Annotated in this window: 13 protein-coding genes; 6 read left to right on the forward strand and 7 right to left on the reverse strand. The window is 70.4% G+C overall.

Annotated elements, in window-relative coordinates; genetic code table 11:
- The first annotated feature begins 25 nt into the window (after nt 1-25).
- The gene (hemW, locus tag ABFX55_RS47220; protein ID WP_346130507.1) at nt 26-1,246 is read left to right on the forward strand and encodes a radical SAM family heme chaperone HemW; all 1,221 of its coding nucleotides are present in this window, start codon (nt 26-28) and stop codon (nt 1,244-1,246) included.
- Here the strand turns inward: hemW and ABFX55_RS47225 are convergent.
- The 3 genes from ABFX55_RS47225 to ABFX55_RS47235 form a co-directional block, all read right to left on the reverse strand.
- On the reverse strand, nt 1,211-2,551 hold the full coding sequence (locus ABFX55_RS47225; RefSeq protein WP_346130508.1) for an MFS transporter: 1,341 nt from the start codon (nt 2,549-2,551) through the stop codon (nt 1,211-1,213). The genes hemW and ABFX55_RS47225 overlap by 36 nt on opposite strands.
- Before the next feature lie 79 nt (nt 2,552-2,630).
- Complete coding sequence (locus tag ABFX55_RS47230; RefSeq protein ID WP_346130510.1) at nt 2,631-4,394, reverse strand: sulfatase-like hydrolase/transferase; 1,764 nt, start codon at nt 4,392-4,394, stop codon at nt 2,631-2,633.
- Entirely contained in the window at nt 4,391-4,951 is a 561-nt protein-coding gene (locus tag ABFX55_RS47235) for a PadR family transcriptional regulator (RefSeq protein ID WP_346130511.1), read from the reverse strand. Before ABFX55_RS47235 ends, ABFX55_RS47230 begins: the two co-directional genes overlap by 4 nt.
- Nucleotides 4,952-5,024: 73 nt before the next feature.
- Here ABFX55_RS47235 and ABFX55_RS47240 point away from each other — a divergent pair, with 73 nt between their 5' ends.
- Complete coding sequence (locus ABFX55_RS47240; protein ID WP_446686024.1) at nt 5,025-5,948, forward strand: formylglycine-generating enzyme family protein; 924 nt, start codon at nt 5,025-5,027, stop codon at nt 5,946-5,948.
- On the opposite strand, the gene ABFX55_RS47245 is transcribed toward ABFX55_RS47240, so the two are convergent.
- The gene (locus tag ABFX55_RS47245) at nt 5,932-6,567 is read right to left on the reverse strand and encodes a DUF4870 domain-containing protein (protein WP_346130515.1); all 636 of its coding nucleotides are present in this window, start codon (nt 6,565-6,567) and stop codon (nt 5,932-5,934) included. The genes ABFX55_RS47240 and ABFX55_RS47245 overlap by 17 nt on opposite strands.
- Complete coding sequence (locus tag ABFX55_RS47250; RefSeq protein WP_183657725.1) at nt 6,564-7,382, reverse strand: DUF3097 domain-containing protein; 819 nt, start codon at nt 7,380-7,382, stop codon at nt 6,564-6,566. Before ABFX55_RS47250 ends, ABFX55_RS47245 begins: the two co-directional genes overlap by 4 nt.
- A 207-nt stretch (nt 7,383-7,589) precedes the next feature.
- Here ABFX55_RS47250 and hrcA point away from each other — a divergent pair, with 207 nt between their 5' ends.
- The 3 genes from hrcA (at nt 7,590) to ABFX55_RS47265 (ending at nt 10,603) form a co-directional block, all read left to right on the forward strand.
- A complete protein-coding gene (hrcA, locus tag ABFX55_RS47255) occupies nt 7,590-8,594 on the forward strand; it encodes a heat-inducible transcriptional repressor HrcA (protein ID WP_183657729.1) in 1,005 nt (334 codons plus the stop codon).
- Between the two features lie 11 nt (nt 8,595-8,605).
- A complete protein-coding gene (gene dnaJ / locus ABFX55_RS47260; protein WP_346130517.1) occupies nt 8,606-9,742 on the forward strand; it encodes a molecular chaperone DnaJ in 1,137 nt (378 codons plus the stop codon).
- 129 nt (nt 9,743-9,871) lie between these two features.
- Nucleotides 9,872-10,603 (forward strand): 16S rRNA (uracil(1498)-N(3))-methyltransferase, encoded by a 732-nt coding sequence (locus ABFX55_RS47265; RefSeq protein ID WP_346130519.1) that lies wholly within the window; start codon nt 9,872-9,874, stop codon nt 10,601-10,603.
- 7 nt (nt 10,604-10,610) lie between these two features.
- On the opposite strand, the gene ABFX55_RS47270 is transcribed toward ABFX55_RS47265, so the two are convergent.
- Together ABFX55_RS47270 and ABFX55_RS47275 are read right to left on the reverse strand one after the other, a co-directional pair.
- Nucleotides 10,611-11,237 carry a hypothetical protein gene (locus ABFX55_RS47270; protein WP_346130521.1) on the reverse strand — a complete coding sequence of 209 codons (627 nt, stop codon included), beginning with the start codon at nt 11,235-11,237 and terminating at the stop codon, nt 10,611-10,613.
- Nucleotides 11,234-11,713 (reverse strand): SigE family RNA polymerase sigma factor, encoded by a 480-nt coding sequence (locus tag ABFX55_RS47275; protein WP_183660508.1) that lies wholly within the window; start codon nt 11,711-11,713, stop codon nt 11,234-11,236. Before ABFX55_RS47275 ends, ABFX55_RS47270 begins: the two co-directional genes overlap by 4 nt.
- 563 nt (nt 11,714-12,276) lie before the next feature.
- Between ABFX55_RS47275 and ABFX55_RS47280 the strand changes: the two genes are divergently transcribed.
- Nucleotides 12,277-13,941, forward strand: a complete 1,665-nt coding sequence (locus ABFX55_RS47280; RefSeq protein ID WP_346130523.1) for a hypothetical protein — start codon at nt 12,277-12,279, stop codon at nt 13,939-13,941.
- The last annotated feature ends 1 nt before the right edge of the window (nt 13,942 follow it).

The following is a 13,942-nucleotide window of genomic DNA, read 5'->3' on the forward strand; positions in this document are numbered from 1 at the left end:
CCGCGGCACAGGGCAGACTGGAAGCGTGCCATCCACCCTTCCCGACGGCGATCCCGCGCCCGCCTCAGGTGAGCTGCCCGCGAGCGCGCTGAGCGGCCTGGGCGAGCGGCCCTTCGGCTTCTACGTCCACGTCCCGTTCTGCGTGACCCGCTGCGGCTACTGCGACTTCAACACCTACACCGCCGCCGAGCTGGGCCCAGGGGCGTCGCATCGCGACTACGCCGACACCGCCATCGACGAGGTACGGCTGGCCCGCCGCGTGCTGGGCGACGCCGAGCTCCCCGTCGAGACGGTGTTCTTCGGTGGAGGCACCCCCACGCTGCTGCCCGCCGACGACCTGGCCAGGATCCTGCGCGCGATCGACGAGGAGTTCGGTTTGGCGAGAGGCGCCGAGGTCACCACCGAGGCCAACCCCGAGTCGGTCGACCCCGCCTACCTGGAGAGGCTGCGCGAAGGCGGGTTCAACCGGGTCAGCTTCGGCATGCAGAGCGCGCGCGAGCATGTCCTGAAGGTGCTCGACAGGCAGCACACCCCAGGCCGGGCCGGGCAGGCCGTACAGGAGGCCAGGAAGGCCGGGTTCGACCACGTCAACCTCGACCTGATCTACAGCACCCCCGGAGAGAGCGACGACGACTGGCGGGCGTCGCTGGAGAAGGCGATCGAGGCCGAGCCCGACCACGTCTCGGCCTACTCCCTGATCGTCGAGGACGGCACCAGGCTGGCCGCCAGGATCAGGCGCGGCGAGCTACCGATGCCCGACGACGACGTGGCCGCCGACCGCTACCTGATCGCCGACGAGATGCTCTCGGGGGCCGGGTTCGAGTGGTACGAGGTGTCGAACTGGGCCACCTCCGAGGCCGGGCGCTGCCGTCACAACCTGCTCTACTGGACCGGCGGCGACTGGTGGGCCGTCGGCCCCGGCGCGCACAGCCACGTGGGCGGCACCCGCTGGTGGAACGTCAAGCACCCTGCCGCCTACGCCCAGCGCCTGGCGGCGGGCACCTCGCCCGCCCACGCGCGCGAGGTGCTCACCGACGACGACCGCGAGGTGGAGCGGCTCATGCTGGAGCTCCGGCTGGTCTCCGGCTATCCGGTGGCGGAGGTGAAGGGCGAGGCCCGCACCGCGGTCGCCAGGGCGCTGGGCGACGGTCTGCTGCAGACCGAGCCGTTCAAGGCCGGACGCATGGTCCTCACCCAGCGCGGACGGCTGCTAGCCGATGCCCTCATCCGCGACCTGACCGTGTAGCGCGGCCGCCCTGCGGGCGTCGAGTTCGCGCTGCACGCGCTCCACGTCGGAGGCGTAGGTGCGGTACAGCAGACTCAGGACGGCGCCGTTGACCAGCATGAGCACCACGAGCACCCACAGGAACACCGTCTTGAGCCCGAGCTGGTCGCCGAGGAAGCCCGCGCCCAGGCTGAACACCGCCCAGCCGATCGCCTCGAAGATCGAGATGTAGATGGCGAACGCGGCGCCGCGCAGCTCGGGCGGGGTGATCGCCATGACGATCGGCCGGTTGATGCCGGGGTTGACCCCCTGCGCGGCGCCCATCAGGGCGAAGAACAGGCCGAAGAGCGCGATGTCGCCGTAGTCGAACTGGGTGCCGAGGAAGGCCACGATCGCGAAGGCGAACTGCGCGCCCTGCAGCACCGCGACCAGCCCGTGGCGCGGGCTGCGCCGCTGGGCCGCGTCGCCGAGGAAGCCGCCCAGCAGGTTGCCGAGGAAGTAGCCGACCCCGAACGGCAGCAGCACGATGGAGGCGACCGCGGTGCTGAAGCCGTAGACGTCGACCAGGAAGACCACGCCGAACGTGCCCACCAGCAGGTGGCCGGAGAGCAGCCTGGAGACCAGCAGGATCGCGAAGCTCGGGATCCGCACCAGCGAGACCGCCTTGGCCCAGGTGAGCTTGCCGTGCGCCTCGCGGGTGGCCGCGTCGAGGTCGGCCAGCTGCCGTTCGGCCGCTCCCGTGCCGGGGTCGCGGAACCACACCCAGATGGCCAGCCCGAGCAGCACGTTGAACGCGCCGATGCCCCACAGGCCCCATCGCCAGCCGTCGTCGACGTTGGACAACTGGCCCTTGATCGGCCCGAGCACCGACCCGACCAGCGCGATCGTGCCGTACAGCAGCCCGACGGCCTTGCCTCTGGCCGAGGAGTCGAACAGGTCGCCGATGATCTCGGTGATGACGGGATGGGCGGCGGCGTAGCCCGCGGCCAGGATCGTGTAGAAGATCAGCAGCTGGCCGAAGTTCTGGGAGAAGCCCGCGGCGATGCCCCAGACGCCCCAGAGGCCGGTCGCGAGCACCAGTACGCCCTTGCGGGACCAGCGGCGGGCGGCCCAGACCCAGAAGGGCCCGGTGAACACTCCGACGATCTTGCTCGCCGCGGTGAGGACGCCGAGGGCGCCCAGGGACATGCCGAGGGACTGTCTGATCACCGGGAAGAGGCTGCTGACCAGACTCGCCTCGGTGTTGTCGACGAGCATGGCGCCGCCCAGCAGCGACAGCTGCGGCCAGCGGCCTTTGACTTTGGCAGGAGGTGCGATAGTTGTCACGCGCCACCTCTTTCTTGACCGGAGGGGGAAGGTGCGCCGGTGACGGGGATGCAGCCCCGTCACCGGCTCCGGTGACGCGTCAGAGCGTGGCGAGCTCCTCGGCGATCAGGCGGAGTCTGGGGGGTGGGAGCAGGCCGCCCGCCATGGCGGCCAGCCCGATCAGCGGGGTCGCGCCGACCATCTGGAGCAGCTCCGAGTCGGCCACGCCCGGCACGTGCCTGCGCAGCACCTCGAGGGCGACGGGGTCGGCCAGCAGCGCCGCGACGGGGCTGCGCAACGAGAACCGTCCCGAGGGATAGTCGTCGGGGTCGGGCAGTGGCTCGGCGGCCTGCTCGGCCAGCTCCTGCTGGGCGGCGACGAGCAGGTGCGCCTCGGTGACCTCTCCCTCGTACGGCAGGCCGAGCCGCTCGTACTGGCTCGGCGGCGCCTCGTTGGCCCGCATCAGCTCGACCAGCAGCCCGGCCATGCGCAGCTCGGCCGCGTCGTCGACGATCGGCGTGCGCTGCTCGGGATCGGTGGACAGGTCGAAAAGCAGCGTGCCGTGCCGGTGCGGGTTGAAGAGGGTACGGCCTGGCATCCGCAGCGTCCGCACGCCCTTGGTGAAGCCGAACGGCTCGGCCAGCTCCAGGTCGGCCAGCTCGGCGGGGGAGAAGCGCCCTCTCATGTGCGTGGGCATGAGCGTGTGTTCCAGCAGCGGCGCGTTGTCGGCCGAGACGGGGGCGCGCATGTAGACGTGGCGTCCGTCGGTGACGTTGACGTGCCCGCCGTGCATGCCGAACAGGGCCGCCTCGCGGACCGGCTCGTCGGCCCCGACGGGAAGCGGCGCGCCCTGCATGTCGCCGGGCGGCTCCACGCCGAAGAAGTCGAGCAGCGTCGGCGCCAGGTCGATGGTCTGCACCAGCGACTCGCGCCGCTCGCCCGCGGTCCCCGCGCGGGGGTCCCACGCGAACAGCGGCAGGTGGACCAGCTCGTTGTACCAGGGCTGGACGCTCTTGCCCCACCAGCCCTTCTCGCCGAGCAGCAGGCCGTGGTCGGTGCAGACGATGAGCATGGTGTCATCCCACAGACCCAGCTCGTCCATCGTGTCGAGCACCCTGCCCAGCGAGTGGTCGCACATCGACAGCAGCGCCGCGTACTCCATGCGGGCGTGCCCGACCTGCTCGGGCGACTCCACCACCCGCTTGTAGTCGGGCCAGTCGAAGTGCGGGCCCTCGTAGTCGTGCGGGTAGAGGTCCTTGAAGCGCTGGTGGGAGAAGAACGGCTCGTGCGGGTCGAAGGTCTCGATCTGCACGAACCAGCGGTCCTCACCGTGGTTGAGCCTGACGAACTCGAGCCCCGCGTCGAAGGTGAGCGTCTGGGGGTGACGGTCCTCGGTGGCCATGTGCTGCCTGTTGACCCAGTCCTGGCGGTAGACGGGAAAGCGCATCTGCTTGAGGTCGTCGGGCATCGGAGGGTCGGCCACCTGGCCCTTCCACGGGTCGCCCTCCTGTCCGCGGAAGAACTCCCAGGTGTTGTAGCGGCCGTGGTAGGTGGCGCCGCCGTCCTCCCAGTAGTGCGGGTGGTCGCTGACCAGGTGGGTGTAGACGCCGCTGTGCTTGAGCAGCTCGGGCATCGAGTCGTCGAACGGCTCCAGCGGCCCCCAGCTGCGGTGCAGGAAGTTGTAGCGCCCCGTGTGGATCTCCCTGCGCGCCGGCATGCACGGCATCGAGCCCGCGTAGCAGTTGTCGAAGCTCACCGCCCGCTCGGCCAGCCTCGCGAAGTTCGGCGCGTGGGTCCAGTCGCCTCCGTACGGCGGAAGCATGTGCCTGTTGAGGCTGTCGAACATGACCATGATCGCTTTCATCTGGCCTCCAGCCACCGCATCGTGTCCTCCAACCAGAGGATCCACAGGTCCACGGAGCGCGCGCCCTGCTCGTGCATGCGCTCGAAGGCCGCCCGCGCCATCTCCGGGTCGACCTCGGGGACCGGATCCTCGAAGCGCAGCGTCCTCTGCCTGTCCCTGAACCTGGCCACCTGCGCCCGCCGGTACTCGAGCTCGGTGCCGACCAGCACCTTCGCCGCCTGCCTGTCCAGAGCCACGGTGAAGCCGAAGCGCGACATGAAGTCGACGTCCTGGAACCTGCTGGGCGGCTCGTAGGGGGAGCGCACCCACTCCAGCAGCACCCTGCGGCCCTCGGCGGTCAGCCGGTAGAGCTTCGCGTCGGGCCGTCCCTCGCGCGGATCCACCTCGAACTCGACCCAGCCGTCGGTCACCATGCGGCCCAGCAGCCGGTAGATCTGGCTGTGGTGGGCGCGCGACCTGAGGAACTGCCCCTCGACCTCCAACCACTTACGCAGGTCGTAGCCGCTGTAGGGGCGGAACGACAGCAACGCGAGCAGGACGTACTCGAACTTCACCATCAACCCTTATGTGCGTGGACACCTATGTGCATCGATACATAGGGAGTCTTATACTGCGGGGATGGCGACGTCAATGGGTTGCTGTTCACCGGAGGGCGGATCCTCACCCGGCCCCGGAGCGCCGGTGCGCAGGTCGGCGGCCCCTCCCGCGCACGACGAGGTGGCGCTGCCCGGCGGGGAGTTCCAGATGGGCGACGCGTACGGCGAGGGCTATCCCGCCGACGGCGAGAGCCCCGTGCACGCCGTACGGCTGGAGCCGTTCCTGGTCGACGTGACGGCGGTGACGGTGGCGATGTTCGCCGCCTTCGCCGAGGAGAGCGGGTACGTCACGGGCGCCGAGCGCGACGGGACCTCGGCGGTGTTCGGCCTCGCCGTCGCGGCGAGAAGGGCCGACCTGGTGGGCGTCGACCCGGCCGCGCCCTGGTGGACGGTGGTGCGCGGGGCCGACTGGCGCCACCCCTTCGGGCCGCTGTCGGAGGCCGAGCCCGACCACCCCGTGGTGCACGTCTCGTGGGACGACGCCATGGCGTACTGCGCCTGGGCGGGCCGCAGGCTGCCGACGGAGGCCGAATGGGAGTACGCCGCCAGGGGCGGGCTCGAGGGCCGCCGCTTCGCGTGGGGCGACGAGCTGACTCCCGAGGGGCGGTGGCCGTGCAACATCTGGCAGGGCGACTTCCCCCGTCGCAACAGCGGCGAGGACGGCTGGCTCGCGACGGCGCCGGTGCGCTCGTACCCGCCCAACGGATACGGCCTGCACGAGGTCTCGGGCAACGTGTGGGAGTGGTGCGCGGACTGGTTCGCCGCCGACGCCTACGCCACCTCCGCCCACCTGGACCCGCGCGGCCCCGGGACGGGCCTGCGCAGGGTGATCAGGGGCGGCTCCTACCTGTGCCACGACTCCTACTGCCACCGCTACCGCGTGGCGGCCCGCTCGGCGAACACGCCGGACTCGGCCAGCGGCAACTGCGGCTTCAGGACGGTCAGCTCACGAACGTGATGTTGATCGGATAGCGATGGTTCTCGCCCCTGTTGGCGGCCATCGCGGCGATGACCTCGAAGATCAGCGCCGCGATCCACAGCACCGGGATCAGCAGGAAGCCGATCAGCACGAAGGCCAGCACGGTGCAGATCATGTAGCCGATGAAGACCGTGATCTGGAAGTTGAGCGCCTGCGCCGCCTGGTCGCGGACGTAGGGGGACTCGTCCTTCTTGACCAAGTAGAGGATGAGCGGGCCGACGAAACCGGTGAGGATGCCGAGCAGGTGGGCGAGCATCGCCAGGTTGGTGTCGTCGCTGCCCGGCCTGGGGCCGTACTGGCCGGGCACGTGCGGCGGACGCTGGTAGCCGGGCGGGCCGTAGCCGGGCTGCGCGCCGTATCCGGGCGGCGGCCCGTACCCGGGCTGGGAGCCGTAACCGGCCTGGGATCCGTAACCGGGCTGGGATCCGTAGCCGGGCTGGGAGCCGTACCCCGGTTGGGCGCCGTAACCAGGGCCCGAAGGGGGCGCCTGGCCGTAGCCAGGGTTCGAGGGAGGCGCCTGTCCGTAGCCGGGGCCCGACGGAGGCGTCTGGCCGTAGCCGGGCGGCGGGGGAGTTCCCTCGGGGGGTTGGTTCGTCATCCGTCCTCCTCAGGACTGGTCACGAAGTCGATCAGCTCCTCGACCCTGCCGAGCAGCGAGGGTTCGAGGTCGGAATAGGTGGACACCGCGCCGAGGATCCTGCGCCACGCCTCGGCCGGTTCGAGCCGCCACCCCAGCGCCGCGATCACCCCCTCCTTCCACGGCACCCCGCGAGGCACGTCGGGCCAGGCGGGGATGCGCAGGACGGAAGGCTTGACCGCCTGCCAGATGTCGATGAAGGGGTGCCCGACCACCAGCACGTGCGGCGAGGTCACCCTGGCGGCGATGCGGCTCTCCTTGGAGCCCTCCACGAGGTGGTCGACCAGCACGCCGAGCCTGCGCCCAGGCGCGGGACCGAACTCCTCGACGATTGCGGGCAGGTCGTCGACGCCCTCCAGGTACTCCACGACGACGCCTTCCACGCGCAGGTCGTGGCCCCAGATCTTCTCCACCAGGGCGGCGTCGTGCACGCCCTCGACGTAGATGCGGCTCTCCCTGGCGACGCGGGCGCGCAGTCCCTCGACCGCGACCGAGCCGGAGGCGCTGCGGCGGGGAGCCCTCGCCGTGGCGGGGGCCGGCCGTACCAGCGTCACGGGCTTGCCCTCCAGCAGGAAGGCGGCGGGGGCCAGGGGGAACAGCCTGCGCCTGCCGAAGCGGTCCTCCAAGGTGACCGCCTCCTTGTCGCAGGCCACCACCGCGCCGCAGAAGCCGCTGTCGGCGTCCTCCACGACCAGATCGCGCTCGGCGGGCACGGAAGGGATCGTCCCCTTGCCAGGGCGCCGCCAGTTCCCCGCAAGCACGTCACGCTCGTACATGGGGGGACCGTAGCAAATCACTCCTCGCTCGCGGGTGCCGCGCGCACGGGAGGGATCGTCGGTCATGGGCAGTATTGTCGGCGTGCGGCTTGCAACCGGCTTGATTCCGCGCGTTATCGCACCCTGTGGGCGAGGGCCGTACACTTGGCACTCGGGAACACAGAGTGCTAGACCTGTCGTTTCCTCAAGAGGCAGGGAGGTGAGCACATGCTCGATGATCGGAAGCTGGCGGTGCTCCGCGCCATTGTCGAGGACTACGTCTCCACCAACGAACCGGTGGGCTCCAAGGCGCTGGCCGATCGCCACAACCTCAACGTCTCCCCGGCCACGGTCAGGAACGACATGGCCGCGCTGGAGGAACAGGGCTACATCACCCAGCCTCACACGAGTGCGGGCAGGGTGCCGACCGACAAGGGCTACCGGCTCTTCGTCGACAAGCTCTCACAGATCAAGCCCCTGTCAGGAGCCGAGCGCAGGGCCATCGAGACCTTCCTCGCAGGCGCGGTCGACCTCGACGACGTGGTGACCCGCACGGTCAGGCTGCTCGCCCAGCTGACCAGGCAGGTAGCGGTGGTGCAGTACCCGGCGCTGTCGCAGTCGACCGTGCGCCATCTCGAGCTCGTGCCGCTGACCGACAGGCGGGTGATGTTCGTGCTGATCACGAACACCGGCCGGGTCGAGCAGCGCGTCATCGAGCTGCCCGAGCGCATCGAGGAGTCGAGGATCGCGCATCTGCGCGCGATGCTCAACGCCTGCCTCGACGGCTGCGGGCTCAGCCAGGTCCCCGATCAGGTCTCCGACCTGCCCCAACGGTTGCCCGTCGAAGACCGGCCCGCCGCGGCGACGATTCTGTCGGTGCTGCTGGAGACCCTCGTCGAGCGCCATGATGAGAAGATCGTCTTCGCGGGGGCCGCCAACCTGGCGGGCGCCGATTTCACCACGGGCCTGCGAGACGTTCTCGAGGCGCTCGAAGAACAGGTGGTGCTGATGCGCCTGCTCGGCGAGACCTCCGACATGCCGACCACCCTCACCGTCAGGATCGGCTCGGAAAACCCCTACACAGGACTGCGTGGCACGTCCCTCGTCGCGACCGGTTACGGTTCGGGAGCCCGCCTCGGCGTGCTCGGCCCCACCCGGATGGACTACCCCGTGACGATGGGCGCTGTGCGCGCCGTGGCACGCTACGTCAGCCAGATCCTGGCTGCTTCATAAGAGGTCGATAAGTGGCAAACGACTACTACGGCACCCTCGGGGTGCGCCGTGACGCCAGTCAGGACGAGATCAAGAAGGCCTATCGTCGGCTGGCCCGCGAGCTGCACCCCGACGTGAACCCCGATCCTGAGACCCAGGAGCGCTTCAAGGAGATCACGCAGGCCTACGAGGTCCTGTCCGATCCCAACAAGCGCCAGATGTACGACCTCGGAGCCGACCCCTTCGGCGGCGCCGGTGCGGGAGCGGGTGCGGGCGGCTTCGGCGCGGGCTTCCCCTTCAGCGACATCATGGACGCCTTCTTCGGCTCGGCGGGCGGCGCCCGGGGGCCGCGCAGCAGGGCCAGGCGGGGCCGCAACGCCACGATCAGGGTCGAGCTCGACCTGCGTGAGTCGGCGTTCGGCACCACGCGCGAGCTGAACGTCGACACCGCGGTGCTGTGCGAGGTCTGCTCGGGCTCGGGCGCGGCGCCAGGCACCCACCCCGACACCTGCGACATGTGTCAGGGCCGCGGTGAGATCTCCCAGGTCACCAGGTCCTTCCTGGGCCAGGTCATGACCTCGAGGCCGTGCCCCCAGTGTGGCGGGTTCGGCTCGATCATCAGGCACCCCTGCCAGGAGTGCTCGGGCGACGGCAGGGTCCGCACCCGCCGTACGATCAAGGTCCGCATCCCCGCGGGCGTCGAGGACGGCACCCACATCCAGCTGGCCGGCGAGGGTGAGGTCGGCCCTGGCGGCGGCCCGCCCGGAGACCTGTTCCTCGAGATCGTCGAGAAGCCGCACGACATATTCGAACGGCGAGGAGACGACCTGCACTGCACGGTGCAGATCCCGATGACGGCGGCCGCGCTCGGCACGTCGCTGACCGTCGAGACCCTCGACGGGGCCGAGGAGATCGACGTGCGGCCCGGCACCCAGTCGGGGCAGGTCATCACGATGTACGGCCGAGGCGTGCAGCGGCTCAACGAGACCGGCAGGGGAGACCTGCTGATCCACGTCAACGTCGAGACCCCGATGCGCCTCGACCAGGCGCAGGAGGACCTGCTCAGGGAGCTGTCCAAGCTTCGCGGGGAAGAGCGTCCCCCTGGCAAGTTCGCCCCCGGACAACAGGGTTTTTTCTCTCGGCTCCGTGATGCTTTCAACGGCCGATAACCGATAGTCGTTCTGTACGGCCAGCCGGTCTGGCGCCAGTGCGGTCACGGGGCTGGCGCCCTTCCATCACGCTTCTCCAGCGCGAGCCGGCTGGCCGCCGTTACATCGCCCGTGCAGGGGGAGATGCGTGTGACTGTTCCCGTGTTCCTCGCGGACGCCGCCGACCTCGACCTCGGGCAGTTCGTGCTCGGCGGCCCCGAGGGACGGCACGCGGCGGCGGTGCGCCGCCTGCGTGAGGGGGAGCGGCTCGACCTGACCGACGGGGCGGGGCTGGTCGCCGAGTGCGTGGCCCGCGAGGTGTTCAAGGACTCCCTGCGCGTGGAGGTCCTGCGCCGCTACGAGGTGCCCGCGCCCACGCCCCGGCTGGTCGTCGTGCAGGGGCTGCCCAAGGGCGACAGGGGCGAGCTGGCCGTGGAGATGATGACCGAGGCTGGCGTCGACGTCATCGTCCCGTGGTCGGCCTCGCGGAGCATCACCCAGTGGAAGGGCGACAAGGTCGCCAAGGCGCTGGGCAGATGGCGCTCCACCGCGCGTGAGGCGGGCAAGCAGGCCCGCAGGTTCCACGCGGCCGAGGTGGCGGAGCTCCAATCCACCGCGCAGGTCGCCGAACTGCTGTCGGGCGCGGCGCTGGCGCTGGTGCTGCACGAGGAGGCCGAGGCGAGCCTCGCGTCGGTCGAGCTGCCGGTGAGCGGCGACATCGTGCTGGTCGTGGGCCCTGAGGGCGGCATCGCGGCGGACGAGCTCGACAGGTTCACCGCGGCGAAGGCGGTGCCCGCGCTGCTCGGCCCTACCGTGCTGCGGACCTCCACGGCGGGGGTGGCGGCGGCCGCCGTCGTACAGGCGCGCACCGGACGCTGGTGACCGCGCGTCAGGGGCTCGACAGCGGGCTGGCGACGTCGGTGGGGGAGGGCGCGGGGTCCTCCGGTGGGCACTGATCGGGGACGCAGTCGGGGTTGCCCGGACTGTCGGCGCTCTCCGAGGGTGTGGCCGAGGGCGTGGGGGTCGGGGTCGCAGTGCCGTCGGCGCACTCCTCCGGAGGCTGCGTGCTCTCCGACGCGCACGGCGTCGGAGAGGGCGTCGGCGTCGCCTTCCTGCTCGGCGCGTGCGTCTGTGAGGTCTGCTTGCTCGGGGAGATGTTCGGGATCGGCGGCGGGACGGCGGGCCTGGACCGCTCGGCGGGCGGTGGCGACGTGGGAGGCCTGGAGGTGGCGGACTTGTCGGGCGGCAGCTTGGTGGTGTGTTCCACGGGGTCGATGAACTGGACGTCCATCACTCTCTGGCGAAGTTCAGGGACGACCATCACGATCGTCCCCGCTACGAGGATGGCGCCACCCGCGGCCGCGCCCGCGCGCAGCCAGAAGAGTCCTCGTAGCCCACGCCTTTCGATGCGGGCGCGGATGATCTCCAAACCCTCGGGAGACGGCACGACGGCGTCGGCCTCCGCGCGCAGCACTCGGCGCAGGATGTCGCCGTGCTCGTCCGGGGGCAGGGTCATGACATCTTCTCCAGAACGGAACGCAGGGCGGCCATGCCACGTGCCGTGTGGCTCTTGACGGCGCCCTTGCTGATGCCCATGGCATGGGCGATCTCGGCCTCGGACAGGTCCCCGTAGTAGCGAAGAACCAACGCCTCTCGCTGCCTGGCTGGCAGGGCCCGCAACGCCTCGATGACGGCGGAGCGCTCGAGCTCCCCGATGGCGCCGTTCTCGGCGCTCGGAGCGTCGGGCAGACCCTTGGGAGCGTACTTCTCGACGACCGCGCGGTGACGCAGCACGGAACGGGACCGGTTGACGACAGACTGACGCAGGTAGGCGAGTGCTTTGTCGGGGTCGCGAAGTCTGCGCCATGCGCCATGGATGGCGACGAACGCATCCTGCACGACTTCCTCCGCTGTTGCTATGTCGCGCACCAGCAACACAGCGAGACGCACTAATGACCGAAAGTGCGCGCTGTAGAGCGCAGTCACGGCCATGTCGGCATCCCACCCGACCGGCACCGCCCCCAGCGACCTGTCGGCCAGAAGGGTTTCGGTGGTCACATCAGTGGGACGCTCAGCCTTCCCGGAGGGTTTACGCTCTTGCGGTTCCTTAGGGGGCATGACCCAGTCGTGTCCTCGCCAGGTGGCCTCGCCCGACCCTGAATCGTCTTAGTTTCCGGTGGATAGTCGCACACACACCCTAACCGCGCGGATCTTTGCGCGCACGGTATGAGGGATTACCGATTGGCAACGGACCGCCGGCACGTTTCTCACCAGTCACTCGTTCTGCTGGTGAGAGCCGAGCGTGGTTCATAGAATGCGCGGACTACTCTGACGGGCGATCTGCGGACGAGGTCATGGCAGAGGAGAACCCACGAGCACCTTCTGGCACCAGTAGTGGCCAGGCGAACAAGCCGTATGGCCGCATTCCGGAGATAACCGCCCTTATAACCGCGCTAGTGGCATTGGCCACCTTTGTCGCCGACCGGCCTCTCTGGGGCGTCGCACTCCTTGCGTGCGCTCTCGTGACGGCTTTATGGATGGTCAGGAAAAAGGCGATGCGGGCGCTCAAAAAACCCCGTGAGGCCGCGCGAGAGCTCCTCGCATGGGTGGGCGGTGTGGCCGTCAGCGGCGCCGCGTGCCTTGCGGGCCTTCTGGCCAGTGTGCTGGTGCTGTCGGCCGCCTCCGTGCCGCTGGTCGCCGACGGCTCCCTGCGGGGAACGGGCCGCATCTGCCCGCCCGTGCTGCAGATCAGGGTCGTCACCGCGCCCGAGGGCGTCGAGCTGTTCGACAGGGCGGGCAGGGAGTTCGCCCGCGACGTCGCCGACGAGTCGGGCTGCTCGCCCATCAGGATCAGCACCGACGCGATGCCGCCGCTGAAGGACTTCTACGCGGGGTTCGCCAGGGAGTGGGCCGTGCCCCACGCCCCCGGCTACCTGGAGCTGATGGGGCCGCGACCCGACGCCTGGATCGCCGCCACCTCCGCCTCGGTGCGGCTGGCCGAGGAGCGGGTGGCGAACGTCGCCTCGAAGGTGGTGCTCGAGGACCTCGGGGCCTTCGCCACCTCCGGGCTGGTGATCGCCGTCCCGCCGCAGGCGATGACCGCCTTCCCCGACGGGGAGACGCGCGTCTCGGCGGAGGCCGCCAAGGCCGCGCAGCTGCTGCGTCCGAGGGCCGACCTGTCGGAGAGCGCCCTTGCCGGGAGCCTCGCGCTCTACCAGGCGGACGCCACGGCAGCGGACGTGGCCACCGAGCGGCGGCTCACGCTGCCCGAGCCCGCGGGGCGCGACGCGGCGTCGCTGCTGTGCAGGCTCGGCGCGCGGCTCGAGATCGAGACGCGTCCCGTGCTGGTCCCCGAGTACCTCTTCGCCGCCTTCAGCAGGGGCGAGCGTTTCGGCGGCTGCGCAGGCCAGCAGGGCGGGCAGGCGGCCGTGCCGTACGGGCTGGAAGGCGCCCCGCGCCTGGAGTACAGCGTGATCGCGGTCAAGTGGCCCGACCACAGCGCCGATCGGAGCGCCTGGGTGGCCAGGTACAAGGACTGGCTGGAGCAGGAGTGGGCGCAGGACAACGGGTTCAGGGACACCGAGGGGAAGGGTGCCTTCCCCGGGCTGTCGCTGGCCGACACCCACGCCGACGTGGCGCCCGCGGGACGGGCCACCTACGCCGCCATGCTCGACAGGCTGCTCATGGCCCACCCGCAGACGGGCGCGGTCGTGGCCGTCGACACCTCGCTGACCATGGACAACGCCCTGCTGGACGGCGTCAGCCCGCTGCGCAGGGCCCAGCAGTTCGGCACGGCGCTGCTCGGCCGCCTGCACGGCGACACCGACGCGGTGCGGCTCAGGCTCTTCTCGCAGGGGACCGTGCGGGCGCCCCCGACGCCGCAGACGGCCGACACCCCCGAGGCGGCGGCGCTGTCGCTGCGGAACCTGCCGTTGTCGCGCGGCGACGTGCCGCTCGATCGGGTGGCGCGTGAGGCGGCCGAGGCGGCGGGCACCTGGCGCAACAAGGTCCTGGTGATCCTCACCGACGGAACCAGGCTGCCCGCGGGGAGGATCGACCTGCCGGACATGCGGGTCGAGATCGTCCTGGTCGGAGCGGACGACTGCGCCATGCCCGCCCTCGCGCCGCTGATCGAGGGCGGGCGGACCGGCTGCGTCTGGGTGAACGAGGACCCGGTCATGGCCGCGGACAGGTTCCTCGACGAACTCTGGAGGGCGTGAC

This window comes from Nonomuraea roseola (genome assembly GCF_039535395.1).
GTDB classification, from domain to species: Bacteria; Actinomycetota; Actinomycetes; order Streptosporangiales; family Streptosporangiaceae; genus Nonomuraea; species Nonomuraea roseola.